Here is a 24533-nt window from a genome sequence, read left to right as displayed (position 1 = left end):
GGACTCAGCGCGTATCGGGGCCGCCGACCGTGATCGTGGCCTTGCCGTCGGGCGCGATCGTGATCGTCGCGGTGACGATGAACGGCACGTCCTCGCTCACGGGGTCGATGGAGCCGTCGAAGATCGAGCGGATGTCGACCTCGATGTGCGCGACCGCCTCCGTCGGCGGGATGACCCACCCCGCGCCCTCGGGCTCGAGCGTCACGGCGGGCTGCTGCACGATCGACCACGTGGGCAGCGACGCGATGCGGTCCTGCACGTAGTAGCCGAAGGGGCAGGACGTGGGCTGCAGCACCTGCTGCGTCGCGCACGCGACGAGGAACTCGTCGACGCGATCCTGGACGACCGAGACGAACTGCTCCGTCGCCTGCGCCTGGATCTCGACCGGAATGCCGGCGAACGGGCTGTCGGACACGACGGCCACACCCGGAGTCGCCGAGATCGCGGTGTCCACCGCCACGGAGTAGATACCGGGGGAGAAGACGAGCATTGCGACGGGGGCGAGCGGATCGGCATCCACCCCGTCAGGCGACACCTGTCGCTTGTCGACTTCGAAGCCGTTCACCTCGAACGTCATCGAGCCTTTGACGACGAGGTCCATCACGGCGAGCGGGCTCGTGCCGAAACGCCACGTGGGCGCGAGGCCGATCTGACCTGCGCGCACGACATCGAAAGCGGTCGTGCCCTGATATGTGCCCGCGCGATAGGTCACGGTGACGCGGGTGGCGTCGCCGGTCTCGACCTCGGACACGATCGACACGTCGCTGAGCGCTGCCATCGCCGCGCGGCGCAGCAGCGCGTCGGATGCGTAGGGAGGAAGGCCCGCGGCATCCAGCTCCGTCGAATCGACGGCGACTCCGGGGATCGCCAGGGCTTCGCCGGCGCGCCCCTCGCTCACGAGCGACAGGTAGCGTTCGACGAATGCCGAGGCACTGTAGAACTCCTTGCCGATGACGGCGACACCCGCCCACACCGCACCCGCCAGCAGCACCCCGATGATGCCGAGCACGACGAGATCGCGCGATGCGCGCGCTCGTCGCGACGGTACCGGGGAGTCGCTCGGTTGCGGAGGGCTCACGTTCCCAGTCTAGGAAAAGCGGATGCCGGCTCCTCCCGAACCGTCACATGGGGGCGGTTTCACACGGGTCGCGCGCGTGGGTCGCCGGGGCGCGGCATCCGCTCGTTAACATTGATCGGTGAACACGCCCCCGCTGTCTGCCGAGCAGGAGGCGCTGTTCCGGCTCATCGAAGACACGAACGAGCACGTGTTCGTAACGGGGCGCGCGGGAACGGGCAAGTCCACGCTGCTGCAGCACCTCGCCTGGAACACGTCCAAGCAGATCGCGGTGTGCGCGCCCACCGGCGTCGCCGCGCTCAACGTCGAGGGTCAGACGATCCACTCGCTCTTCCGTCTGCCGATCGGGCTCATCGGCACGACCGACGAGAAGCAGTCCGACGCGACGCGCAAGATCCTCAACGCGATCGAGACCCTCGTGATCGACGAGATCTCGATGGTGAACGCCGATCTGATGGATGCCATCGACCGCTCGCTCCGCATGGCCCGGGGTCGCCGTCATGAGCCCTTCGGCGGCGTGCAGATCGTCATGTTCGGCGACCCCTACCAGCTCGCACCCGTGCCGCCCAAGGGCGACGAGCTGCGCTACGTGCAGGACCACTACCGCTCGTTCTGGTTCTTCGACGCGCACGTGTGGGCGGGTGCCGAACCGGCCGTCGACGGACTCATCGACCTGGGGCGGCACGGAACCGATCTGCACATCCGCGAGCTCGTCGACATCCATCGGCAGTCCGATGCGGGCTTCAAGGCGATGCTCAACGCGGTGAGGCACGGCGTCGTGACGGCCGAGATCGCCGGCAGGCTCAACGAGGCCGGCGCCCGGGTGCCGCCCGTCGCCTCCGACGACGAGCCGCCCCTCATCACGCTCGCGACGCGCAACGACATCGTCAACGGCATCAATCGCCGGCACCTCGAGGCGCTCAAGGGCCGCGAGCAGACGGCGTCGGCCGAAGTGAGCGGTGACTTCGGGAGGGGGGATGCCGGCTACCCCGCCGATCCCGAGCTGAAGCTCAAGGTCGGGGCCCAGGTCATGTTCCTGCGCAACGACCGCGGGTCGTTCCCCGACCCGCCCCGGTGGGTGAACGGCACGATCGGCCGAGTCGTGCGGATCGCCGGTGGCACGGTGCGCGTCGAGGTCGACGGCGACGAGTTCGATGTCGAGCCGGCCGTGTGGGAGAAGTACCGCTACGCCTACGATCCCGGCTCCAAGTCCCTCACCCGTGACATCGTCGCGGAGTTCACGCAGTTCCCCCTGCGTCTCGCGTGGGCGGTGACGATCCACAAGTCCCAGGGCAAGACCTACGACCGGGCGATCGTCGACCTCGGCTCGGGCGCCTTCGCCCCCGGGCAGACGTACGTCGCGCTGTCGCGCCTCACGTCGCTCGAGGGGCTCTATCTCACGAGGCCTCTGCGGCCGAGCGACATCCGCGTCGACCTCGACGTGCGCCGATTCATGGCGGACGTCAGGCGCGAGGCATCCACTCCCCGCCTCTCCGGTTAGGCGACGGCCTCGCTCTTCGCGCGCGAGAGGTCCTCGAAGAGCTCGGTGTTGAAGCGATAGGCGAGCAGCACCTCGTCGATGACGCGCTCCTGCTCGGCGGCGTCCCACGGCGCGGCGTCGAGCTGCTCGCGGTAGACGTCCTTGAACGCGGCCGGGTCGGCGATGTCGTCGAAGAGGTAGAAGCCGATGCCGTTCGTCTCGAAGCCGAACCGACGTGCCATCAGGCGGCCGATGAACTGGCCGCCGGACAGATCGCCGAGGTAGCGGGTGTAGTGGTGGGCGACGAAGCCGCCGGCCCAGGTCGCGCCGACCTGGTCGATGCGGTCGACGTAGCGCCGGGTCGTGGGCAGCGGTCGGATGCGATCGCGCCAGTCGGGGCCGACGAGGAACGCGAGGTCGGCCTCGAGCGCGGGCAGGCGCGTGAGCTTGTCGCTGATGAAGACGGATGCCACGGGATCGTTGCGCATCTGGCCCGCGGTGCGCTCGAGCGCCTCGTAGATGAACCAGTGCTGGGCGACGAGAGCGATGTAGTCGTCGCGGGTTCCTTCGCCTCTCACGAGGTCTGCCATGAAGCCCGCGTGCTCGCTGCCCGCGTGCGCGTCGGAAGCGCGCTCGCGCAGAGCCGTGGAGAAGGGGATGACGTCGCTCATGGCCCCATGATATTGGAAGTTAGGGCATCCTAAACCTCCAGATCTCAGCCGTGCGGCCGCGCCTCGATGCCGAGCTTCTCGCATGCGAGGTCGTACAGCGCGACGATCTCGCGGCGCACCTGCGGGCGCTCCGAGATGGCGCCCCCCGGCCATGGCACGCGCACTTCGACAGCTTCCCCCGACGGGGTGCGGGCGAGCCACTCGCCGCCATCGCCGTCGAAGCCGGTCATCGTCGACGACTCCACATCGGGGTCGGGACCGAAGGCGCGCGCGATCAGCAGATTGTCGTCGCTGTGGTCGCCGTTCATGTGCCCGAGCACGCCTGACCGCACCGATTCGTCGAAGATGTACGTCATACTCGACAGCCTACGGACGGCCGTTGCACGGTCGTGACCTCGGTGTGTTTGAATTCAATGCACGACCGGGGGTGATGCGAGTGAGAACCAAGGCGCGGATCGCCGCGGCCGCAAGTGCCGTCGTCGCGCTCGTGGTCGCGCTCGCGGCCTGTTCCGCCGAGCCGCAGACCGAGGTCACTCTTCCTCCCCAGGTCGACCAGGCGTTTCCCGATGCCCTGAACGCGCAGTTCGAGGATGCCGTCACCAACGCGATGACCGCCTCGGGGTCCTCAGGAGCCATCGTCGGCGTATGGGCGCCCTGGAGCGGAGCCTGGACGGCCGCGATGGGCACGCAGTACCCGGGTTCCTCAGATGCCGTCACGACGGACATGACGTTCCGCATCGGGCAGCTCACCCGGCCGATGACCTGCGACGTGCTCTACGCGGTCGCCGCGCAGGGCACCGTGAGCCTCGACGATCCCGTGCCGATGTACGTGTCGGGCGTCGCCGATCTGACCGATGTCACACTCGGCCAGCTGTGCGACGGGACGTCCGGTATCGGCTCGTACGCGGCGCAGCTGCGACCGCTCTGGGTCGCGAACCCGTCGCGTGTCTGGAACCCGCGGGAGCTCGCGAGCTTCGGCCTCGGCGCGGAGCGCACGACCGAGCCGGGAGCGAGCTACCGCGATTCGGATGCGGGGTACGTGCTGCTCGGCCTCGCGCTCGAGCGCGCGACGGGCAAGAGCGCCGCGGCCCTCATCCAGCAGTACGTGGCCGCGCCTCTGGGCCTCACGAGCACCCGTCTGCCGTCCGGCAAGCCGGCCGCCCCGGGCGCTGACCCGCTGACCGGGCTCGTCTCGCGTCCGGTCGAGGGCGGGGTCGACTGCATCGAGCCGCTCGACATCACCGAGATGTCGTCGAGCACGGGCTTCACGGACTCCGGCGTCGTCTCGACGCTCGAAGACCTGCACCGCTACATGCAGGCCCTCGCCACGGGAGCCTCTGCGCCGCGGGAGACCGCCGCCGACCGATTCGATGACGGCAAGCCGACCTCCTCGAAGGCGCCGTCCTGGCTCACGACCGCCGGTGGCGCGATCATGCCGGGCTCGCTGATCGGCCAGACCGGCACCGTTCCGGGGTACTCGACGGCTGCATACTCCGACCCCGCGACGGGCCTCACCGTCGTCGTCGTGCTGAACAACTCCGCGATCAACCACGCGGGCTCGCTCGCGTGGGAGCTGGCGTCACTCGCCTCGAAGGCGACGCCCGCGGACGGCGGGACGGCTCCCGAAGCCGGTCTGCCGTGGACGGCAGAGCAGTATCACGACGCGATCGCCGCCAGGTCGGTCTGCGCGCCGCCGCCTGCCGGCTGAGACCCGCGCGGTGACCACCCGATCCGGGCAGACGTCCGCCCTCTTCCTGGTGCTGGTGGGACTCGCCTGCCAGGAGGTCGGCGCATCCCTCGCCGTCCTGCTGTTCCCCGCGGTCGGACCGCTCGGCATGGTCATGCTGCGCCTCGTCTTCTCGGCCGTCGTGCTGCTGCTCATCGCGCGACCCGTGCTGCGCGGCCATTCGCGGGACGGGTGGCTCTCCGTCCTCGCGTTCGGCACCGTGCTCGCGGTCATGAATGCGCTCTTCTATCTCGCCCTCGAGCGACTTCCCCTCGGCGTCACCGTCACGATCGAGGTGCTCGGTCCGCTGGTGCTGTCGATCGTCGCGGCCCGGCGCGCGTCGGCGTGGCTCTGGGCCCTCCTCGCGCTCGCCGGTGTGATCGCCTTGGGCGGTGGGGGGTGGGACCGCCTCGACCCGCTCGGCGTCGTCTTCGCGCTCGGTGCGGCCGCGAGCTGGGCGTTCTACATCCTCGCGTCCGCGCGGGTGGGGCGTCGGTTCCCCCGCCTCGACGGTCTCGCCCTCGCGATGGCCGCGGGGGCGCTCCTGTCACTCCCCTTCGGGATCATGGATGCCGGAGCCGCCCTCCTCCGCATCGACCTCCTCGCGATCGGAGCCGCCGTCGCAGTGCTGTCCTCCGCCATCCCCTATGCGCTCGAGCTCATCGCTCTCCGTCGGCTTCCGGCATCCGTCTTCGCGATCCTGATGAGCCTCGCGCCCGCCACGGCGGCGATCGCCGGCTTCGTCCTTCTCGGGCAGCACATGTCGTGGCTGGAGGTCGTGGGAATCGCCCTCGTGATCGGAGCGAGCATCGGCGCCATTCGATCGTCGGGGCGAGCGGCACGCGAGACAGCGGAGCCGCTCGGCTGAACTGCGCGCAATGCCTCGGAATGCGCCGCATTCAGCGCATTCTGCGCACGCAGGGGTCGCGGTAGCGGCTGAGGAGGAATATCCTGCACGAACCCCCTCCCTGGACGCAGGATATGACCGACTCGACGATCGACGCGATCTCCTCCGCACCGCCGAAGGCGCTGGCGCGCGCGGGGAGGATCGGCCGACGGATCACGCCGGTGTGGCTCACCGCCCTCGCGATGCTCGGGTTCCTCTCTCTCTGCGTCGTCGCCGCCGAGGCCGGTGCGGATGACCTCCGCAGCGCCCACGCGCAGCAGGTCGATCGAGCCGCGGCCCTGGCAGACGCGTTGCAGGCCCAGCAATTGCGGGATGCCCGATCGGCCATCCAGCTCGACGACCTGCGTGCGCGAGCTGCCGCCCAGCTCGAAGAACTGGCCTCCTCGGAGGGCTTCCTGAAGTGAGGCCGCAGGCGCGACGCAGCATCGGGGTCCTCATCGCCGTCGCCTGCGTCGTCGTCGGCGGCGTGATGGCGCAGCGGTCCGATCTGCTCGCTCAGCTTGCGAGTGCGCAACGCGACGCCGACCGCCTCGACGCACTGCTCTCGGCGGCCGAGGTCGTCGGGTCCGACCTCGGCGTCGATCTCGCGGTCGCGCGGTCGGAGAGCTCGCTGTACTCGGTCGTCCTGGATCGCCGCGCGGACTTCGTCACGTCACTCGCCGAGGTGACGCAAGCCTTCGCGGCCGCGAAGGGCAAGGTCGACGTCTCGGCTGCCCGCGCCGCTGTGCTCGCGGCCCAGAGCACGGTGAGGGAGGAGAGGACGGATGCCGCGGCGGTCGTCGCCGCGGTCGCCGAGGTGGATGCCATCACGGTATCGGTGTCCCAGGCGGTGGTCGCCTACGACGCCGAGCAGGCACGGCTCGCGGCCGCTGCCGGCGTTGGCGCGTCGCGATCCGATGCCGCGCTCCCGGCGGGTGCTTACCAGCGCGTCCGCGCAGCCCTCGACCGTGTGGGCGGGGGAGGAGTGCCGCTGCAGCAGTTCGACGGCGCCTGTGGCGGTGGGACGGCGGCCGCTTGCGCCTCATCGTCGGGGGTGATCTCCTTCACGGCCGGACTCGGCGGATGGTCCGACGCCCGCATCCACTGGGCCATGGCGCATGAGCTCGCGCACATCCACCAGTTCCGCGTGTGGGGTTCGCTTCAGTCGTCGGGTACCTACGCCGCCCTCTACGGCGGGAACATCGAGCTCCTGGCGAACTGCATGGCCGCGCAGCGCGGGTACCCGAGCGGGTCGGTGTCGTGCTCCGGACCCCAGATCGACTTCGGGGCTGCCATCTGGAGCGGGTACGTCCCGGGCTGACCCGCTTGTTATGCTTGCCCTGCGTCCATTCGCACGGGGATGTAGTTCAATGGCAGAACTTCAGCTTCCCAAGCTGATAGCGCGGGTTCGATTCCCGTCATCCCCTCCAATGCCCCGATGTGCCGCCGTAGGCGGTGCAGCGGGGCATTCGTGTGCGTGCCGAAGGAACGGGTCCTGCTTGCGGGTGGTGCCGCGTCGCCGGAGCCTCCACACCGCGCGGAGCGATGCGTGGCGCGGTACCCGATTCCGCCTCGTCCCGTCGCGCTTCTCATCGGATGATGAGAAGGGAAGCCCATCCGCTGCCGATGCGGTACTTCGGATCGAGTCCGCCCGTGCCGTTGCCCGGGAAGAGCCAGAGTCCACCGGTCGCGTCGCGGGCGATGACGTCGGGATACCAATCCCCGTCGAAGTCGCCGACGCTGAAGATCGCAGTGAAGGACCCCCAGCCCGATCCGAGCTTGACGCGCGGCAGCCACCCGCTCTTGCCGTTGCCCGGGTACAGCCAGAGGGCTCCGGCCGAATCGCGGCCGATCAGGTCAGCGAACCCGTCCTGGTTCATGTCACTGGAAGCGAGCACCGCCGTGAACGATGCCCAGCCGGTGCCGATGCGGGTGGAGCCGAGCCACCCTCCCTTGCCATTGCCCTTGTAGAGCCACAGGTTGCCAGCCGCGTCCCGCGAGACGATATCGCCGAATCCATCACCGTTGAAGTCGCCGGGGCCGATGATCACGTTCATCGAGTTCCAGCCACTGCCGATGCGGGTGGAGCCGAGCCAACCACCCGTGCCGTTGCCCTTGTAGAGCCAGAGGTAGCCGCTGGAGTCTCGGGCGATGACGTCGGGATGGCCGTCTCCGTTGAAGTCGCCGGCATGCACGACACCCGTCATCCGTGACCATCCCGAGCCGATCTTGCGAGGCGCGAGGAACCCGCCGCTGCCGTTGCCCGGATACACGACCAGATCACCCTTGATATTGCGCACGAGAACGTCACCCACCAGGTCGCCCGTCGTGTCACGAAGGAACGGTCTGACGGTCGCCGTGTACAACTCGACCTCGGCCTCCTCAACGTGGAGCACCGGGCTCAGCATCGACGCTTCGCCGCGTCCGCTGAGATACGTCACCTGCAGTCGGTAGTCGTCCGGCGGCAGCTCGCCCAACAGATACGAGCCATCGGACTGGGTCGTCGTGTACATGCCGGCGTGCGCCCATCGACCGACCTGGGCGTCGTAAACCATCACCTCGACACTCGCCACATGGAACGGGACCACCTCGGTCGGCGCGCCGAGCCGCGTCACCTGACCGGAGATCGACGCGGAGCGGTACACCGTCACGTCGACGTCAGCGCGGATCTCGCCCTCCGTGAGCGAGATGTAGTCGGGCTCGTAGAATGAGCCGCTGTCTGGCCACGTCTGTCGAGCGTATCCGCTGAGAGAGAACTCGACGGTGAAGAAGTTCTCGTCGTCCAGGTCGATGAACTGGTACCTGCCAGCGGCGTCCGTCTGGACGGTGCGGGTGTACTGCTCCCTGCCGTCGGGAGAGTAAGCGCGGAGAACGACGGAGACCCAGCGCAGCGGGGTGCCGCCGCTGTCGGTGACTCGGCCTCCGATGGCCATCTCGAGAGGAAGCACGATGTCGGCGTTCGTTATGGGTCCCGCCGACAACGAGTGCTTGCTCGTCGCGCGATCGCCGAAGTTCTCTTCGCCGAGGTAGTCGTACCGGAGCGTCCACTCGGTGGTCGTGGCCAGCCCGGGAATGGTGAACCGCCCATCTCCATCGGTCATGGCTGAGCCTGCTGCCCTCCACTGTCCGAGCACGAACGTGCCGGCGGTTACTCGCACGAAGTTTGCGCCGGCCGGACGCGTGGGGTCGCCGAGCGACACCCGACCCGAGATCGATGACAGAGCGGTGAGGTTCGGGTTCTCATCGGCGACATAGGGGCGACCGGAGGACAGCGTGCCGTAAGCGGTCTGCGGCGCGTACGCGCCGGCCGGTGTTCCGACCCATTCGTAGTCGAGCCGCACCGACCCGCTGTTCACGCCCCTGACCATGTAACCGCCTGCGGAATCGGTCACAGCGGCCTTCGACTCGTCTCGGGTCCACACGCCGTTGACCCAGAAACTGGGAGTCACCTTCACCGTTCCCGCAGCGGCGGGCGTCCGTGCTGTGCCGAGGGTGACCCTGCCGCTGGCCGAGTTTGGCGGGTACATGGTCTGGGTGGGTTGTTCGATCGGCTTGTCGAACAGCGGCCACGGGGCGAAGAGCGAGTCCGGAACGTAGGGGATCGTCGCGAACGGACCGTTCTGTCCGACGTACATGTACTTGAAGAGGTAGTAGCCGCCGGGCAGCGTCAGCGAGTATCGGCCGTCGGCATCCACGAGGACTGGCGTCGAGTCCGGGCTCATCCCGGAGTTCCCGGCGTTCATGCGTTGCCAGACGATCGCGACGGTGCCTGCCGGCGCCGGCGTCCTGGACGTACCGAGCAACACCTGCCCGGTCACGGTCTGCGAGCGCGGCAGGATCATGTCTGTTCCGGGTCGGTCCGCTGACAGCTGGATGGTTCTCGTCCCCGAGTATGCCCCCGTCGGGTAACTCGGGTAGATACCGCTGTTGAAGTCCTCCGTGCCGTTGTACGTGAACGTCAGCAGCGGATAGACCGTGGTGAGCGTCGAGGCGATGGCGAGGGAGTAGTTGCCGGCCGCATCCGTAGACGTCGACACGGAGCCCATGCCCGTGAGTCTGGCAGTCACCGTCACTTCGCCCGCGACGGCCGAGCGGGTCGCGTCCCCGAGGTACACATGCCCCGAGACGGTGCGCGTGAACTCGGCGGCCGACGCGGGCGCTGGGACGAGACCGACGATCGCGAGCGCGGCGACGATGACACCCGCGACGGCGCGGGTGAGGCGTGATGTGTGCAAGATCGGATCCCCAGATTCGACGGCTTACCGGATCGTAACAAAGCCGGCGTCATCCGTCGCGTGTCCGCGGAGATCTGTGGAGAACCGCGGGACATCACCGGTCGCCGGCGCGCCCCCGGGGGGGGTGCCCCCGCGCCCGGCGGTTCAGGGACCCGTGAACGGGGCCGCCAGCAGCACCTCGTCGCGCGACGAGGGGCCCACGAGCAGCGCGAATGCGCCCGGTTCGACGACGCGGGAGCCCGCGGCATCCACGATCGTGCACTCGGCCACGGGCAGCTCCAGCCGCACCCGCGCCGACGCGCCCGGTGCGAGGTCGACCTGGCGGAACGCCTTGAGCTCCTTGTCGGTCCAGCTCACGGAGGTGATCTCGTCGCGCACGTAGACCTGCACCGTCTCGCGGACGGGTCGATCGCCGGTGTTGGCGACCGTGACGTGGGCGACGAGGGTTCCGGATGCCGTGACCGACGATTCCTCGAGGGCCAGGTCGCTGTACGACACGGTCGTGTACGACAGGCCCTCGCCGAAGGCCCAGGCGGGGGACTGCGTCAGGTCGGCATAGCGGTCGCCGTGCTGTCCGCGGATCTGGTTGTAATAGGTCGGCTGTTGCCCGACGTGGCGTGCGAACGAGATCGGCAGCCGACCCGAGGGCTCGATCTCACCCGCGATCAGCTCGGCGATCGCCCGCCCGCCCTGCATGCCCGGGTTCGCGGCCCAGATGACGGCGGCGGCGTCCTGCACGGATGCGGGGAGCACGAGCGGCTTCGAGGCGAGGAGCACGACGACCACCGGCGTGCCCGTGGCGATGACGGCATCCAGCAGCGCGTTCTGCGCACCGAAGAGCTCGAGCGTCGCCGTCGACCGGCCCTCGCCGAAGAGCCCGACGACGTCGCCCACGACCACGACGGCGACATCGGCCTCGGCGGCGGCCGAGACGGCCGCCGCGATCATCGCGGCGTCCGGCGCGACGGGGCGCACGACCGGCGGCCGGGGCTGGCCGTCGGGGAACGTCGCCCCGAGCGGGTCCTGCTCCATCGTGAGGATGTCGGCTCCACGGGCATACGACACGGTCCAGGGTGCGACGGCGCGCAGGCCGTCGAGCACGGTCGTGATCATCTCGCGGGGCTGGCCGTCGATCCATCCGGCCTGGCCCGAGCTGCCCGCCCAGTCCCCGAGCTGCTCCTGCGCGTCGTCGGCGAGCGGTCCGATCACCGCGACCCGCCGCGACGGCGACGGCACGACAGGCAGGGTGCCGTCGTTCTCGAGGAGCACGAGCGAGCGACGGGCGACCTCGAGGTTGAGTTCGGCGTGCGACGCGCTGCCGACGATCGACTCGAGTCCGTCGACGGGCAGCCTCGGGTCCTCGAAGAGCCCGAGCTCGAACTTCAGCGTCAGGATGCGGGCGACGGCACGGTCGAATGCGCTCTCATCCAGCAGACCCTGCTCGACGGCCTGCAGAGCCCCTTCGAAGAACCCGGGTGTCGTCATGACCATGTCGTTGCCGGCCGTCACGGCGGCCGCGGCCGCATGGGCGTAGTCGGGCTGGATGCGCTGCTCCCAGACCATGCGACCGACGTTGTCCCAGTCGGTGATCAGGGTGCCCGTATAACCCCACTCGCCGCGCAGCACGTCGGTCAGGAGCCAGTCGTTCGTCGTGATCGGCACGCCGTCGGTCGTCTGGTACCCGAGCATGAACGTCCGGCAGCCCTCGCGGGCGACCCGCTCGAACGGCGGCAGGAACCACGAGCGCAGCTTGCGGCGCGAGATGTCGGCCTCCGAGGCATCCCGTCCTCCCTGCGTCTCGGAGTAGCCCGCGAAGTGCTTCGCCGTCGCGAGGATCGCGGTCGGGTCGTCGAGCCCGTCGCCCTGGTACCCGCGCACCATCGCCGAGGCGAGCTCGCCGATGAGGAACGGGTCCTCGCCGAACGTCTCGTCCACACGCCCCCACCGCAGGTCGCGGGCGATGCACAGGACGGGCGAGAAGGTCCAGTGGATGCCGGTCGCCGCGACCTCGACGGCGGTCGCCCGAGCGACCCGCTCGGTGAGGTCGGCGTTCCACGTCGCTGCCATGCCGAGCTGTGTCGGGTAGATCGTCGCGCCCGGCCAGAACGAATGGCCGTGGATGCAGTCCTCGCCGACGAGCAGCGGGATCCGCAGACGCGTCTGCTCCGTGAGGTCGCCTGCGCGGACGATGCGCTCGGGAGAGGTGTGGAGGATCGAGCCGACGTGACGTCGCAGCACGTGGTCCTCGAGGTCGTCGCGGGCGTCGAGCTGCAGCATCTGCCCGATCTTCTCGTCGAGCGTCATGCGGCCGAGGAGGTCGGCCACGCGCTCGGAGATCGTCAGGTCGGTGTTCAGATAGGGGAGGGTCTCGGTCTTCATCGCTTTTCGCTCTGGGGGGTCGTGCGGACCACCGTCACGGTGTCGTTGACGTTGAGGCCCTTCTTCTTCATGGCGCGAGCGCGCTCGCCGGCGGACCGCAGGCGCGGGTTCACGTACTCGTCGATGCCGAAGTTGATGAGCGACAGCGCGACGCCGATCGCGGCGATGCACAGGCCGGGCGGCAGGAACCACCACCACTGGCCCAGGCGGAACGCGCCCTGCGCGCTCGCCCAGTTGAGGATCGTTCCCCAGTTGTAGGTCGTCACGGGGATGACCCCGATGTACGAGAGCGTCGTGAGGCCGATGATCGCGGCGGTCACGGTGCCGACGAAGCTCGCGGCGATGAGCGCCATCAGGTTCGGGAGCATCTCGACCGTGATGATGCGCCGCAGCGGCTCGCCGTTCGCCTTCGCGGCCTGCACGAAGTCGCGGCTGCGCAGCGACATCGTCTGAGCGCGCAGGACGCGCGCGCCCCACGCCCATCCGATGAGTCCGAGCACGAGCGCGATGACCCACAGCGGCGGGTCCTCGAACATCGTCGCGACGATGATGATGAGCGGGATGCCCGGCAGCACGAGGAACACGTTGGTCAGCGCCGACAGGCCCTCGCTGCGCCAGCCGCGCAGGTAGCCCGACATCACGCCGATGACGATCGCGATGAGGGTCGCGATGATCGCGGCGAGGAAGCCGACGACTATGACGCCGCGGGTGCCGTGGATGACCTGGCTCAGCACGTCCTCGCCGATGTGGGTCGTGCCCAGCCAGTGCTGCGCCGACGGCGGCTGGAACCGCGCCGTGTTGTCGACCTTGGTCGGCGAATAGGGCGCGAGGACGTCGGCGAAGATCGCGACGAGCACGAAGAACCCGAGGATCGACAGGCCCGCGATCGACTTTCCGTTTCGGAACATCGCGAAGGCCGAGCCCAGCTTCGACCAGAAGGTCGGCTTCTTCGGCGGCGCGGACGGGGTGCGGACGGTTGCGGTCGCGGGAGTGTTCGCCGAGCGCTTCGTGACGCTGGTTTCGGTGATGGTGTCCATGCTCAGGCCTCCGTCTGGCGCGTGCGCGGGTCGAGGAATGCGTAGGCGATGTCGGCGAGCAGGTTCGCGACGAGCACCGACACGGTGATCACGAGGAAGACCCCCTGCATGAGGGCGTAGTCCTTCGCGTTCGTCGCGTCGAGCAGGAGCTTGCCGACCCCGGGGTAGCTGAAGACGACCTCCATCACGATCGTGCCGCCGACGATGAAGCCGAGCGCGAGGGCGAAGCTCTGGATCTGCGGCAGCACCGCGTTGCGGGCGGCGTACCTCCACAGCACGCGCCGGTTGGGCATGCCCTTGGCCTGCGCGACCATGACGTAGTCCTCATCGAGGACCGTCAGCATCATGTTGCGCATGCCCAGCATCCATCCGCCGAGCGACGCGATGACGATCGTCGCCGCAGGCAGGAACCCGTGGTGCAGGACGTCGCCGATGAACTCGGCCGAGAACTCCGGCTTCACGCCGACGCCGTACGCCTTGCCGATGGGGAACCAGCCGAGTCCGACCGAGAAGATCGCGATGGCCATCAGCCCCAGCCAGAAGTACGGGATGGTGCTGAGGAAGGTCGTGATCGGGATGAGCGCGTCGAGGCGGCTCCCGCGGCGCCAGCCGACGATCGCTCCGCCGATCGTGCCGATCGCGAAAGCGACGAGCGTCGCGAAGCCGACCAGCAGGACGGTCCAGATGAGCGATTGCCCGATCACCTCTGTGACGGGCCTCATGCCGTTCAGCAGGGAGATGCCGAGGTCGCCGTGCAGCAGCAGGTTCCAGTAGTCGAGGTACTGCTGCCACAGCGACTTGTCGGTGTCGAGGCCGAGGAGCGCACGCAGTGCCTCGGCGGCTTCGGGAGAGACGTTCCGGTTGCGGGCCAGATAGGCATCCACCGCGTCGCCCTTCATGAGGCGCGGCAGGAAGAAGTTGATCGTGATGGCGGCCCACAGCGTGAACAGGTAGAACACGGCGCGTCCGCCCAGGAAGCGCCAGGGGATGCGCGAATGGCCCTTCACGGCGCTCGTGGCCGACGTGCCGGCCGCGATCGCATCGAAGTCCTGCGTCGGGATCTGGGGTGCGACGGCGCTCACTTCTCACCTCCGAGGATTCCTGCTGCGTGCGCGAAGAAGCGGTCGGGATCGGGGGACGCCGCGCGCAGCTCTTGTGTGTACGGGTTCTGCGGACGCAGGATGACGTCGTCGGCGAGTCCTCGTTCGACGACGCGGCCCTGATTGAGCACGAGGATCTCGTCGCTGAAGTGACGCGCCGTCGCGAGGTCGTGCGTGATGTAGAGCACGCCCAGGCCCTCTTCGCGCTGCAGGTCGGCGAGCAGGTTGAGCACGCCGAGGCGGATCGACACGTCGAGCATCGACACGGGCTCATCGGCGACGAGGATCCGAGGACGCGATGCCAGGGCCCGAGCGATCGCCACACGCTGCCGTTGACCGCCCGACAGCTCGTGCGGGCGGCGGTCGATGACCTTGTCGGCGTCGAGGCGCACGCGGTCGAGCAGGCGGCGCACCTCGTCGTCGAGCTGATCCTTCGGCACGACCTTGTCGAGTTCGAGCGGGCGCTGCACCGCGTAGCGGATCGAGTGGTACGGATTCAGCGAGGCGAACGGGTCCTGGAAGACCATCCGAAGCTGCTGGCGGTATCGGCGCAGACCCGCCCCCCGGCGGGGGATCGGCGCACCGTCGAGGCGCACCTCTCCGCTCGTGGGCGACTCGAGCTGCGTCAGGATCTTCGCGATCGTCGACTTTCCGCTGCCGGACTGGCCGACGAGCCCGATGGTCTGGCCCGAGCGGAGCGTGAAGCTCACGTCATCAAGAGCCTTCATCTGACCGGCACCGCGTACCGAGTAGATCTTCGTGACGGCGTCGAATTCGAGGACGGTCATCGGTGGACCACCCCCCTCTCTCCGGTGAGGCGTGGGAACGAGGAGAGCAGCGTGCGGGTGTACTCGTCCTCAGGCTCGGTCCAGATGCGCTCCGCGGTGTCGATCTCGACGATCTCGCCTTCGCGCATGATGGCGATGCGGTCGCTGATCTCGAGCAGGAGCGGCAGGTCGTGCGTGATGAAGATGACGGAGAAGCCGAACTCGTGGCGCAGGTGCGAGATCTGGCGGAGGATCTCGCGCTGCACGAGCACATCGAGGGCCGTCGTGGGCTCGTCCATCACCATGAGCTGCGGGCGCAGAGCGAGCGCCATCGCGATCATGACGCGCTGCCGCATGCCGCCCGAGAGCTCATGCGGATACGAGCGGTAGCGCTGCGCGCCGACCTTGACGATCTCGAGCAGCTCGACGACCGCCGCGCGGCGTTCGGAGCGGGAGAGCTGAGGGCGATGGACCTCGAAGACGTCGTCGAGCTGGGATCCGATGGTGGCGACGGGGTTGAGCGAGTTCATCGCGCCCTGGAAGACCATGGAGATCTTGTCCCACCGGAACCGCTGCATCTCCTCCGCATCGAGGGCGTTGACGTCGATGTCCTCGCCGCTCGCGTCGCGGAAGACGACCGAGCCGCTCGTGATCACGGCGGGCGGCTTGAGCAGACGCTGGATGCCGTAGGCGAGGGTGGTCTTGCCGCACCCGCTCTCGCCGGCGAGACCGAGGATCTCGCCGCGCTGGAGTTCGAGGGTGACGTTCTTGACGGCCTGAACGGGGGGATCGACGTCGTAGACGATGGAGAAGTCGTCGATGGAGAGCAGGGGATCGCTCATCGCTTCGGGTTCGCTTTCGTGAGTGGTGACGTGGCGGGCTGCAGCTTGGTCAGGATCTGCACGATCGCCGGCTGGGTCGGATCGGCCGAGGCGTACTGGTCGTCCTCCGACGGCCATCCGACGTAGTTGCGGGTGTTGAACTCGCCCAGAAGCGGGTGCGCACCGAGCGGGATGACCGGCACGTTCTCGACGTAGGCCTTCTCGATCACCGCGAGCGCGGCTTCGCGGTCGTCCTCGGAGGAGGCGTTCGCGTAGGTGTTCAGCGCCTCGGTGACGGCGGGGTCGTCGAAGCGGCCGAAGTTGAACGCCGCCTTGCCGTCGACGATCCACTTCGGGTCCATCGCCGACGTGTACAGGCCGTACGCGTTGCCGGTGTCCTCGAGCCAGTGGATGATCGCCTGGAAGGTGCCTTCCTGGCGAGCGGCGTCCCAGCCGCCCCAGTCGGGCTGGTCGACCTTGACGTCGATGCCGAGGCCCTCCTTGAGCTCTTCGGCGATGAGCGCCTGCTCGGTGTTCCAGTCGCTCCAGCCCGCGGGGACGGAGATGGAGAACGTCACCGCTTCGCCGTCGGGGTCGACGAGCTGCTCGCCGCTCCACGTGTAGCCGGCGTCGGTGAGGATCTGACGCGCCTTGTCGATGTCGACCGAGTACTCCTGGCCCTGGTACTCGGGGATGATCTCGCCCTCGAGCAGCTTGCCGAGACCGGTGACGCTCCAGATCGCCTCGCTCGCGCCCTCGCGGGCGATGTCGACGTAGGCCTGGCGGTCGATCGTCCACGCGAGCGCCTCGCGGAGCGCGACGTTGTTGAACGGCTTCGTCTGCAGGTTCATGAACAGCGTGCCCGCGCCCGCGGTCGGCGAGGCGAGGAACTTGTTGTCGGGGTCGGCCGACAGGTAGCTGTCCTGGATCTGCGGGATGAACGCCTGCGCCCAGTCCGCCTCGCCCGTCGCGAGCGCGGTCGTGAGGGCCGCGTTGTCACCGTACGAGACGTAGTGCAGCTCGGGCACCGCCAGCTCGCCGCCCCAGTAATCGGGGTTGGCCGTGAGGGTGACCGACTCGGTGGTCCACGAGTCCATGACGTACGGGCCGGTGCCGACGACCTGGCCCTCGCCCGTCACGGGGTCGGTGTTGGGGTCTGCGATGTCCTTCCAGATGTGCTCGGGCACGATCTGGAAGTGCAGGACGCGCGCCTGCTGGGTGTACTTGGAGTTGTTGAAGTCGATCGTGACGGTGTCGCCGTCGACGCTCACGCTCTTGAGGTCGAACGCGTTCGTGTCGTTGAGCTTGCCGTCGAGCACCTGCTGGAACGAGAAGGCGATGTCTTCTGCGGTGAAGTCTTCGCCGTCGCTCCACTTGACGCCGCTGCGCGCCTTCGCGGTCAGCTGCGTGTAGTCGTCGTTCCAGGTGATCTCCTCGGCCAGCCACGGCGTGGTGCCGAGGTCGCCGGTCGGGTTCAGGAGCGCCATCGACTCGAAGATGACCTTGCCGTAGCCGTACTTCGAGGCGGACGAGTCGCCCAGGTACGGGTTGTTCGACTCGGTCGAGATCGCGCCGTCGGGCTTCGCGATCGTGAGGGCTGCGGTGCCCTCGCCGGACTCGCTCGCGGTGCCGCCGCCGGCGCAGCCGGTGAGCACCAGCGCCGTGGCGATGCCTGCCGCGGCAAGGGAGGTTCTGAGCCTCATTGCTTCTCCTTCGTTGGGGGGGTGCCAGCGCCGGCGAGCAGCCCCGAAGGAGTCCACGTCGACACTGAGGTGTGATTGCAACAGCTAACTTACGAGACAGTAAGTAGAATGGCAAGTGCGCTTGTGCGGAGCATCCATCCGCCGGGCAAGAAGGAGAACGATGACGTCCGACAAGCGGCGGAGCCCGCATTCCCGGCCCGGCACCGCCGTGCGCCGGCGCGAGATCCTCACGTCCGCCGTGGAGATCTTCGGCAGCAAGGGATCCACCAACGGCACGCTCTCGGAGGTCGCCGACCAGGTCGGACTCACGCGCGCAGGCGTGCTGCATCACTTCGGTTCGAAGGAGAACCTGCTGCTCGAGGTCCTGGCCTTCCGTGACCGGGCCGACGTCGCGGAGCTCGCCGAACAGCACATCCCCGGCGGTCCCGAGCTGTTCCTGCACCTCGTGCGCACGGCGTTCGCCAACGCCCACCGGCCCGGGATCGTGCAGGCGTTCACCGTGCTTTCCGCGGAGTCGGTGACCGAGGGCCACCCCGCGCGGTCGTTCTTCGACGATCGCTACACGACCCTGCGCGGCGAGATCGGCGAGGCGTTCCGACTCCTGTGCGCGCAGGAGGGCGTCACGGAGTCCGAGACGGTGGATGCCGCATCCGCCGCGATCCTCGCCGTCATGGACGGCCTGCAGCTGCAGTGGCTGCTCGATTCCGAGACCGTCGAGCTGGGCGAGGCATCCGAATTCGCGATCCGCGCGATCGTGAACGCGGTGCTCTCGCCGGGGCCGGAGCTCTCGAGCTACGTGCACGCGCGGACTGTCGGTCCTCGAACGTAGACTCCTCAGGTGAATTCACCGGTGCTCGTCATCCCCCGCCGCGGAACGAGGGTGTTCCGCATCTGGCTGCTGCGCGCGCTGACGATCGGCATCCTCCCGCTCCTCGCGGTCTCGATCGGCGTGCTGGCGATCCTCGCGTTCGAACAGAACATGGGAGAAGCGGGAGGATGGCTGCTCGCCGCGCTCGTGACGGTGACGGTGATCGGGATCATCGCGATGCTCGATGCGCGCACGCGGGTGGCCGGACTGTTCGCTGTGCTCGCGACCCTTCTGGTGAATCCGCTGTCCGCCTCGCTCATCCTCACTCTCCTGGGGCTGACGTGATCGCTCCCGCGACCGTCGACCAGGGGCGCCCGGTGCGCCTGCCGACCCGCCCCGCTCTCGTGCTGGGCGTCGCGGTCGTCGTCGCCGTCCTGTCCGCGGTCGTGGTGGCGACCGGAATGCCCTGGGTCGTGGGGCTTCTCGTCATGATCGTCGCGATCGTCGTCACGATCTGGGCGACCCTGAGTGCCGTCGTACGGCGGAGCCTGTTCGTCGCACCGCTCGCGATCTGCCTCGTGGCCGTCGGCAACCCCGCCGTCCTGGCAGGCGTGGGGTCGTACGTCGAGCGCAGCGTCGGCGTCGTCACGCTGTCGCCCGACCGTGGATTCGTGCTGTGGTCCCTCTACCCGGGTATCGCCGGATGGGACGCACCGGACGCACCCGAGGCCGTCGATACTCCGCGGCTCGCGCAGTCCGTGCAGCGCGCGCTCCGCTCGGCCGTGGGTGTGCTCACCGATGCCTACGGGTACGCATGGCAGATCGGCGACGGTCAGGTGGGCATCGCGTCCATCGAGAACGGCTTCGGCGGCCCATCGATGTTCGAGCGCATCGACGCACCGCTGTGGACGACGGCCGACTTCGACGGCTCGAGCGCACAGCGCGCGGCGGTCGTCGCGGCGGCCGCGGCATCCGCCGCCGAACTCGGATTGACGGATGCCTCGGACGCCGCGGGCGACGTCGACACGGGGGACGGCACCCGCCAGTGGAGCGCTGACAACCAGACGCTCACGCTCAGCATCGAGGGGCCCCGCATCGAGCTGAGCTACACGGGCGGGCCCTTCCTCGCCCCGACATCGCTGCCGGGTGAATACGAGGATCTGATGCGCGCGTTCGAGGGCCTGACGCCGCCGCCGACGATCGTCACCCCCGACGTGCCCTGACTCTTCGAAGAGGGCGTCGCCGTCGCTAGGCTGGGCGGCATGCTGCTCTCGGACCGCGACATCCGTCATGAGATCGCGACGGGTCGCGTCGGCCTCGAACCGTGGGACCCGGCGATGGTCCAGCCTTCGAGCGTCGATGTGCGCCTCGACCGCTACTTCCGGCTCTTCGACAACCACAAGTACCCGTTCATCGATCCCGCCGAAGACCAGCCCGAGCTGACCCACCTGATCGAGACGGCGCCCGACGAGCCCTTCATCCTGCATCCCGGCGAGTTCGTGCTCGGCTCGACGTTCGAGCAGATCACCCTCCCCGACGACATCGCGGCGCGACTCGAGGGCAAGTCGTCGCTCGGCCGGCTGGGCCTGCTGACCCACTCCACGGCCGGATTCATCGACCCGGGCTTCTCGGGTCATGTCACTCTCGAGCTGTCGAACGTCGCGACGCTGCCGATCAAGCTGTGGCCGGGCATGAAGATCGGTCAGCTCTGCTTCTTCCGCCTGTCGTCGCCGGCCGACAACCCGTACGGCTCGGGGCCCTACGGCAACCGCTATCAGGGCCAGCGGGGGCCGACGGCATCCCGCTCGTTCCAGAACTTCCTGCGCACCGACGTCGGCGAGACCGACGCGGGTTCCCGCGGCGCGTAGGTCAGACGCCGACGACGAGCGCGAGCGACGTGTCGCCGCAGGCGAGCACACCGGCGCCGCCGTCGAGTGGCGCCGCGCCGCCGTGCGCGAGCGAGGCGAGCGCGTCGGCGAGCCCCGGAATCCGCAGGATCGAGCCGGGTTCGCGGCGCGGATCCGTCGAGGTCACGACCCGGCCGGACGCATTGACGACCGTCGCGGGAGCCCGGCCGGATCGCAGGGCGGGCAGCAAGGCGCGCTCGAGTCGATCGACGAGCGCGTCGGCGCCGACGACGCCCAGCATCCGGCCGGCGACCATGACGGGGGTCGTGATCGTGACGGTGTAGTCGTCGGTGCACACGTAGTCGACGTACGGCCCCGTGAGGTGGCGCGCACCGGTGGATGCGGGAACCCGCCACCATTCGAGTGACGTGTAGTCGCGGAACTGGTCGTGCGTCGGATCGTCGATCGTCGCGAGGCGGCGCACGTCCGCTGTCGGTCCGCCCAGCCACCACGCGAGATGCCATTCCGCGTCTGCGAGTGCGCCGGGGGTCGCGACGAAGCCGGCGCCCGTGAGGAGCGTCTCGCCGCCGACGGCCGGCGCGGCGAACGTCTCGACGACGGGGTCGACGATGGCGGCGGTGGGGGAGGCATCCGTCGCCAGCTGCTCCTCGAGAAGCGCGCGCCATCCGTCGATCGTCGCGAAGATGTCGTCGATCGTCGTCGCGACGTGTGTCGCGACATCCGCGACCGATCTCGTCACCGTCGTCGTCATGAGCTGGCCTCCTCGATCTCGGCCGCGAGCGCGTCGCGCCTGGCCCGTTCGTCGACGAGCCACGCGAAGGCTCCGTCGATGTGCGCCGTCGTCGCCGCGCGCGCTCCTTCGGCATCGGCCCGGCCGATCGCGTCGATGACCCGCGTGCGAGAGGTGGCGCTGCGGTCACGGTACTCCTGGTCGGCCAGGCACATCCAGAGGATCGGCCCGGCCTCGCTCTGCAGTCGCATCTCTTCGCGCACGAGTCGGGGCGATTGGCTGATCGCGGCGACCTCGAGCTGGAAGCGGCTGACGGCGCGGCGCGCGCCTCCGGCGGTGGAGAGGTCGGATGCCGCGGCCAGCCGCACGAGGTTCTCGATGTCGTCGGCGCTCGCGCGTTCCGCCGCGACCTCGGCGGCCATGCCGGCGATCGCCTCGACATGCAGTGCGAGGTCGCGCAGCTCGATGCGGCTGAGGTCGGCGAGGCGACGGTGGATGAGGCGGGACGCGGCATCCCGATCGAACGTCACGAAGCTGCCGCCCACGCGGCCGCGGCGTGTCTCGACGAGCCCCTTGTCGCGCATGCTCTCGAGCGCCTCGCGCGCCGTGACGAGCGCGACCCCGAAGCTGCGCGACAGGTCGTTCTCGGTGGGGAGCTTCTCGCCGTCGTGCAGTACGCCGCTCACGATGGCATCCGTCAGGCGCTGCTCGACGAGCTCGGCGCGACCGGAGCCGTCGAGAGGTGCGAACACCACGGCGCGCGCGGCGTCGACGCGCCCTGTCGCGTGCGGCATGGACACCCTCCCGATCAACCGTGACATGACCGTAACACCCGCGCCTCCCTTTTGACATATGGATCCATATGATTTAGTTGCACCGACATCGAAGGGGCGCGTCATGAGCGATCAGCCGCCGGCCATCCGGCTCACGGGACTCACGAAGGAGTTCGGCTCCGTTACGGCCGTCGACCACGTCGACCTCGAGATCGCGGCGGGGGAGTTCTTCTCGATGCTCGGTCCGTCGGGTTCGGGCAAGACGACCGTGCTGCGGCTCATCGCCGGTTTCGAGCAGCCGACGTCCGGCACGATCGAGCTCTTCGGCCAGGACGTCACGAAGAAGGCGCCGTTCGATCGCGACGTCAACACGGTCTTCCAGGACTACGCGCTGTTCCCCCACATGAGCGTGCTCGACAACGTCGCCTACGGACTCCGGGTGCGCGGGATGAAGCGGGCCGAGCGCCGCGACCGCGCGATGGCGGCCCTCGCCGGTGTCCGGCTCGAGCAGATGGCGGCGCGCAAGCCGTCGCAGCTCTCGGGCGGTCAGCGCCAGCGCGTGGCGCTCGCCCGGGCCACCGTCGTGCAGCCCAAGGTCCTCCTGCTCGACGAGCCGCTCGGCGCGCTCGACCTCAAGCTCCGCGAGCAGATGCAGGTCGAGCTCAAGCAGATCCAGCGCGATCTCGGCATCACCTTCATCTTCGTCACCCACGATCAGGAGGAGGCGCTGACGCTCTCCGACCGGATCGCCGTGTTCCACGACGGTCGCATCGAGCAGCTCGGCACGCCTCGCGATCTGTACGAGAGCCCGGCATCCACCTTCGTCGCCGACTTCGTCGGCACGTCCAACCTCTTCGGGGCCGAGCACTCGCCGGCGCTCATCGGCCGTGACGGTCACCACTCGATCCGCCCCGAGAAGCTGACCCTCACCAGCGCCGCGGCGACGGGCGCGGGCGAGCGATCGGCGCCCGGCACGATCGTCGAGTCGATCTACATCGGCAGCGGCATCCGTCGCGTCATCGACCTCGACGCGGGGCCGCGCGTCACGGTGCTTGAGCCGAACACGCGCTCGCGCGCCGTCGACGACGAGCGCGGCGACCGCGTCCACGTCACCTGGCACGACGAGGACGTCGTAGCCCTCATCCCGCCGGGGACCTGACCGGCGCCACAGACCGCGGGCGCACGCCCCGGACCACAGCAGGCAAGCAATGCACACCGAGAGGACACACTCATGATGCACAAGACACGCGGACCGCGCTCGCTCGCGCTGACCGCGCTGGCGATCGGCTCGATCGCCGTGCTGGCGGGCTGCGGCACCGCCGGCGGCGGCGGCAGCGCGGGCGGTGGCGACGAGGCCGAGGAGCTCGGCGACTTCGAGAGCAGCGTCTCGATCCTCGCGTGGCCCGGCTACGTCGAGGACGGCACCAACGACCCCGCCGTGGACTGGGTCTCGGGCTTCGAGGAGAAGACCGGATGCACCGTCGAGGCCAAGACGTACGGCACGTCCGACGAGGCGGTCAACCTCATGAAGACGGGCGAGTACGACGTGGTCGCGGCATCCGGCGATGCGACGCTCCGCCTCATCGCCGCGGGCGACGTGGCGCCCGTCAACACCGACCTCATCCCGAGCTATGCGGGCGTGTTCGACTTCCTGAAGGACAAGGAGTGGAACTCCGTCGACGGACAGTCGTACGGTGTGCCCCACGGCTACGGCGCCAACCTGCTGCTGTACAACACGGAGGTCTTCCCCGAGGCGCCCACTTCGTGGGACGTCGTGTTCGACGGAGCATCCGCGTACAGCGGCAAGGTCACCGCGTACGACTCGCCGATCTACATCGCGGATGCCGCGGTGTACCTCATGACGCACCAGCCCGACCTCGGCATCGAGAACCCGTACGCGCTCGACGAGACGCAGTTCCAGGCGGCCGTCGACCTGCTCAAGGAGCAGCGCGCGCACATCGGCGAGTACTGGTCGGACTACCTGAAGGAGGTGCAGGCCTTCGAGACGGGTGACTCCGTCGTCGGCACGACGTGGCAGGTCATCCAGAACGTGCTCGCCGGCGAAGAGGCGACGACCGAGGTCGTGCTGCCCGAGGAGGGTGCGACCGGATGGTCGGACACCTGGATGATCGCGTCGGACGCGAAGAGCCCGAACTGCGCGTACGCATGGCTCGACTGGATCGCGAGCCCCGAGACGAATGCGGCCGCCACGGCCTACTTCGGCGAGGCGCCGTCGAGCCAGGAGGCATGCGACTACCGCGACGACTGCGAGGCGTACCACGCCGGTGACGCCGACTACGCGTCGCAGATCTGGTATTGGACGACGCCCATCGCCGACTGCGTCGACGGCCGCACCGATGTCGAGTGCGTCGACTACTCGAAGTGGACCGAAGCCTGGTCCGAGATCAAGGGCTGACGCCCTGACCGTCGGATGGGGGCGGCCCCGCGTGCCGCCCCCATCCCCGTCCCGAGGA

General features: G+C 68.9%; 23 protein-coding genes and 1 tRNA gene. 12 read left to right on the top strand and 12 right to left on the bottom strand.

From position 1 onward, the window contains the following. Positions 1-4: 4 nt before the first annotated feature. A complete protein-coding gene (locus tag ACTIFV_RS01820) occupies positions 5-1078 on the bottom strand; it encodes a hypothetical protein (RefSeq protein ID WP_439591097.1) in 1074 nt (357 codons plus the stop codon). Positions 1079-1196: 118 nt separating this feature from the next. Here ACTIFV_RS01820 and ACTIFV_RS01815 point away from each other — a divergent pair, with 118 nt between their 5' ends. Then, positions 1197-2576, top strand: a complete 1380-nt coding sequence (locus tag ACTIFV_RS01815) for an ATP-dependent DNA helicase (RefSeq protein ID WP_439591096.1) — start codon at positions 1197-1199, stop codon at positions 2574-2576. Here the strand turns inward: ACTIFV_RS01815 and ACTIFV_RS01810 are convergent. Together ACTIFV_RS01810 and ACTIFV_RS01805 are read right to left on the bottom strand one after the other, a co-directional pair. Beyond that, the gene (locus ACTIFV_RS01810) at positions 2573-3226 is read right to left on the bottom strand and encodes a heme oxygenase (biliverdin-producing) (protein WP_439591095.1); all 654 of its coding nucleotides are present in this window, start codon (positions 3224-3226) and stop codon (positions 2573-2575) included. The genes ACTIFV_RS01815 and ACTIFV_RS01810 overlap by 4 nt on opposite strands. Positions 3227-3270: 44 nt before the next feature. Beyond that, positions 3271-3582: a DUF2470 domain-containing protein gene (locus ACTIFV_RS01805; RefSeq protein WP_439591094.1), complete on the bottom strand. Its 312-nt coding sequence runs from the start codon at positions 3580-3582 to the stop codon at positions 3271-3273. A 74-nt stretch (positions 3583-3656) separates the two neighbouring features. Here ACTIFV_RS01805 and ACTIFV_RS01800 point away from each other — a divergent pair, with 74 nt between their 5' ends. The 5 genes from ACTIFV_RS01800 to ACTIFV_RS01780 all read left to right on the top strand — a co-directional run bounded on the left by ACTIFV_RS01800 (position 3657) and on the right by ACTIFV_RS01780 (position 7268). Further along, positions 3657-4934 (top strand): serine hydrolase domain-containing protein, encoded by a 1278-nt coding sequence (locus tag ACTIFV_RS01800; RefSeq protein ID WP_439591382.1) that lies wholly within the window; start codon positions 3657-3659, stop codon positions 4932-4934. A 10-nt stretch (positions 4935-4944) separates the two neighbouring features. Next, positions 4945-5820, top strand: coding sequence for an EamA family transporter (locus ACTIFV_RS01795; RefSeq protein WP_439591093.1), 876 nt, complete (start codon positions 4945-4947; stop codon positions 5818-5820). Positions 5821-5933: 113 nt separating this feature from the next. After that, complete coding sequence (locus ACTIFV_RS01790; RefSeq protein ID WP_439591092.1) at positions 5934-6263, top strand: hypothetical protein; 330 nt, start codon at positions 5934-5936, stop codon at positions 6261-6263. Next, complete coding sequence (locus ACTIFV_RS01785) at positions 6260-7159, top strand: hypothetical protein (protein WP_439591091.1); 900 nt, start codon at positions 6260-6262, stop codon at positions 7157-7159. The genes ACTIFV_RS01790 and ACTIFV_RS01785 overlap by 4 nt, the downstream gene beginning before the upstream one ends. 35 nt (positions 7160-7194) lie before the next feature. Then, positions 7195-7268: transfer RNA gene (locus ACTIFV_RS01780), tRNA-Gly, on the top strand. Positions 7269-7427: 159 nt separating this feature from the next. Here ACTIFV_RS01780 and ACTIFV_RS01775 read toward each other — a convergent pair. From ACTIFV_RS01775 to ACTIFV_RS01745, 7 genes are all read right to left on the bottom strand, one after another. Then, entirely contained in the window at positions 7428-10073 is a 2646-nt protein-coding gene (locus ACTIFV_RS01775) for an FG-GAP-like repeat-containing protein (RefSeq protein ID WP_439591090.1), read from the bottom strand. Between the two features lie 144 nt (positions 10074-10217). After that, the gene (locus ACTIFV_RS01770; protein ID WP_439591089.1) at positions 10218-12452 is read right to left on the bottom strand and encodes a glycoside hydrolase family 3 N-terminal domain-containing protein; all 2235 of its coding nucleotides are present in this window, start codon (positions 12450-12452) and stop codon (positions 10218-10220) included. Further along, on the bottom strand, positions 12449-13489 hold the full coding sequence (locus ACTIFV_RS01765) for an ABC transporter permease (protein ID WP_439591088.1): 1041 nt from the start codon (positions 13487-13489) through the stop codon (positions 12449-12451). The genes ACTIFV_RS01770 and ACTIFV_RS01765 overlap by 4 nt, the downstream gene beginning before the upstream one ends. Before the next feature lie 2 nt (positions 13490-13491). Next, complete coding sequence (locus ACTIFV_RS01760; protein ID WP_439591087.1) at positions 13492-14571, bottom strand: ABC transporter permease; 1080 nt, start codon at positions 14569-14571, stop codon at positions 13492-13494. Continuing rightward, positions 14568-15377 carry an ABC transporter ATP-binding protein gene (locus ACTIFV_RS01755; RefSeq protein ID WP_439591086.1) on the bottom strand — a complete coding sequence of 270 codons (810 nt, stop codon included), beginning with the start codon at positions 15375-15377 and terminating at the stop codon, positions 14568-14570. Before ACTIFV_RS01755 ends, ACTIFV_RS01760 begins: the two co-directional genes overlap by 4 nt. Beyond that, the gene (locus tag ACTIFV_RS01750; protein WP_439591085.1) at positions 15374-16198 is read right to left on the bottom strand and encodes an ABC transporter ATP-binding protein; all 825 of its coding nucleotides are present in this window, start codon (positions 16196-16198) and stop codon (positions 15374-15376) included. Before ACTIFV_RS01750 ends, ACTIFV_RS01755 begins: the two co-directional genes overlap by 4 nt. Next, positions 16195-17880 carry an ABC transporter substrate-binding protein gene (locus tag ACTIFV_RS01745; RefSeq protein WP_439591084.1) on the bottom strand — a complete coding sequence of 562 codons (1686 nt, stop codon included), beginning with the start codon at positions 17878-17880 and terminating at the stop codon, positions 16195-16197. The genes ACTIFV_RS01750 and ACTIFV_RS01745 overlap by 4 nt, the downstream gene beginning before the upstream one ends. A gap of 160 nt (positions 17881-18040) precedes the next feature. Between ACTIFV_RS01745 and ACTIFV_RS01740 the strand changes: the two genes are divergently transcribed. The 4 genes from ACTIFV_RS01740 to dcd are packed head-to-tail and all read left to right on the top strand — an operon-like array spanning position 18041 to position 20556. Further along, positions 18041-18709: a TetR/AcrR family transcriptional regulator gene (locus ACTIFV_RS01740; protein WP_439591083.1), complete on the top strand. Its 669-nt coding sequence runs from the start codon at positions 18041-18043 to the stop codon at positions 18707-18709. 9 nt (positions 18710-18718) lie between these two features. Further along, positions 18719-19033 (top strand): hypothetical protein, encoded by a 315-nt coding sequence (locus tag ACTIFV_RS01735; protein WP_439591082.1) that lies wholly within the window; start codon positions 18719-18721, stop codon positions 19031-19033. Next, positions 19030-19911 (top strand): hypothetical protein, encoded by an 882-nt coding sequence (locus tag ACTIFV_RS01730; protein ID WP_439591081.1) that lies wholly within the window; start codon positions 19030-19032, stop codon positions 19909-19911. Before ACTIFV_RS01735 ends, ACTIFV_RS01730 begins: the two co-directional genes overlap by 4 nt. Before the next feature lie 39 nt (positions 19912-19950). Further along, positions 19951-20556, top strand: coding sequence for a dCTP deaminase (dcd, locus tag ACTIFV_RS01725; protein WP_439591080.1), 606 nt, complete (start codon positions 19951-19953; stop codon positions 20554-20556). Position 20557: 1 nt separating this feature from the next. Here the strand turns inward: dcd and ACTIFV_RS01720 are convergent, their stop codons facing one another. Both ACTIFV_RS01720 and ACTIFV_RS01715 read right to left on the bottom strand, forming a co-directional pair. After that, positions 20558-21307, bottom strand: coding sequence for a PDC sensor domain-containing protein (locus ACTIFV_RS01720; protein ID WP_439591079.1), 750 nt, complete (start codon positions 21305-21307; stop codon positions 20558-20560). Further along, positions 21304-22080, bottom strand: a complete 777-nt coding sequence (locus ACTIFV_RS01715) for a FadR/GntR family transcriptional regulator (RefSeq protein WP_439591078.1) — start codon at positions 22078-22080, stop codon at positions 21304-21306. The genes ACTIFV_RS01720 and ACTIFV_RS01715 overlap by 4 nt, the downstream gene beginning before the upstream one ends. A gap of 103 nt (positions 22081-22183) precedes the next feature. Between ACTIFV_RS01715 and ACTIFV_RS01710 the strand changes: the two genes are divergently transcribed. Together ACTIFV_RS01710 and ACTIFV_RS01705 are read left to right on the top strand one after the other, a co-directional pair. Next, on the top strand, positions 22184-23218 hold the full coding sequence (locus ACTIFV_RS01710) for an ABC transporter ATP-binding protein (RefSeq protein WP_439591077.1): 1035 nt from the start codon (positions 22184-22186) through the stop codon (positions 23216-23218). Positions 23219-23290: 72 nt separating this feature from the next. Beyond that, positions 23291-24475 carry an ABC transporter substrate-binding protein gene (locus tag ACTIFV_RS01705; protein WP_439591076.1) on the top strand — a complete coding sequence of 395 codons (1185 nt, stop codon included), beginning with the start codon at positions 23291-23293 and terminating at the stop codon, positions 24473-24475. The last annotated feature ends 58 nt before the right edge of the window (positions 24476-24533 follow it).

The organism is Microbacterium sp., from assembly GCF_051860965.1.
In the GTDB taxonomy this organism is placed as follows: Bacteria; Actinomycetota; Actinomycetes; order Actinomycetales; family Microbacteriaceae; genus Microbacterium.
The sequence above is the reverse complement of the archived record's forward strand: the minus strand, read 5'-3'. Positions and strand labels throughout refer to the sequence as shown.

Excerpts from the sequence above, each read along its gene's own strand:
- ACTIFV_RS01740 (WP_439591083.1), top strand. The coding sequence starts at position 18,041 with ATGACGTCCGACAAGCGGCGGAGCCCGCATTCCCGGCCCGGCACCGCC.
- ACTIFV_RS01805 (WP_439591094.1), bottom strand. The coding sequence starts at position 3,582 with ATGACGTACATCTTCGACGAATCGGTGCGGTCAGGCGTGCTCGGGCAC.
- ACTIFV_RS01810 (WP_439591095.1), bottom strand. The coding sequence starts at position 3,226 with ATGAGCGACGTCATCCCCTTCTCCACGGCTCTGCGCGAGCGCGCTTCC.
- ACTIFV_RS01790 (WP_439591092.1), top strand. The coding sequence starts at position 5,934 with ATGACCGACTCGACGATCGACGCGATCTCCTCCGCACCGCCGAAGGCG.
- ACTIFV_RS01800 (WP_439591382.1), top strand. The coding sequence starts at position 3,657 with ATGCGAGTGAGAACCAAGGCGCGGATCGCCGCGGCCGCAAGTGCCGTC.
- ACTIFV_RS01770 (WP_439591089.1), bottom strand. The coding sequence starts at position 12,452 with ATGAAGACCGAGACCCTCCCCTATCTGAACACCGACCTGACGATCTCC.
- ACTIFV_RS01705 (WP_439591076.1), top strand. The coding sequence starts at position 23,291 with ATGATGCACAAGACACGCGGACCGCGCTCGCTCGCGCTGACCGCGCTG.
- ACTIFV_RS01710 (WP_439591077.1), top strand. The coding sequence starts at position 22,184 with ATGAGCGATCAGCCGCCGGCCATCCGGCTCACGGGACTCACGAAGGAG.
- ACTIFV_RS01745 (WP_439591084.1), bottom strand. The coding sequence starts at position 17,880 with ATGAGGCTCAGAACCTCCCTTGCCGCGGCAGGCATCGCCACGGCGCTG.
- dcd (WP_439591080.1), top strand. The coding sequence starts at position 19,951 with ATGCTGCTCTCGGACCGCGACATCCGTCATGAGATCGCGACGGGTCGC.
- ACTIFV_RS01750 (WP_439591085.1), bottom strand. The coding sequence starts at position 16,198 with ATGAGCGATCCCCTGCTCTCCATCGACGACTTCTCCATCGTCTACGAC.
- ACTIFV_RS01715 (WP_439591078.1), bottom strand. The coding sequence starts at position 22,080 with ATGCCGCACGCGACAGGGCGCGTCGACGCCGCGCGCGCCGTGGTGTTC.
- ACTIFV_RS01720 (WP_439591079.1), bottom strand. The coding sequence starts at position 21,307 with ATGACGACGACGGTGACGAGATCGGTCGCGGATGTCGCGACACACGTC.
- ACTIFV_RS01765 (WP_439591088.1), bottom strand. The coding sequence starts at position 13,489 with ATGGACACCATCACCGAAACCAGCGTCACGAAGCGCTCGGCGAACACT.
- ACTIFV_RS01755 (WP_439591086.1), bottom strand. The coding sequence starts at position 15,377 with ATGACCGTCCTCGAATTCGACGCCGTCACGAAGATCTACTCGGTACGC.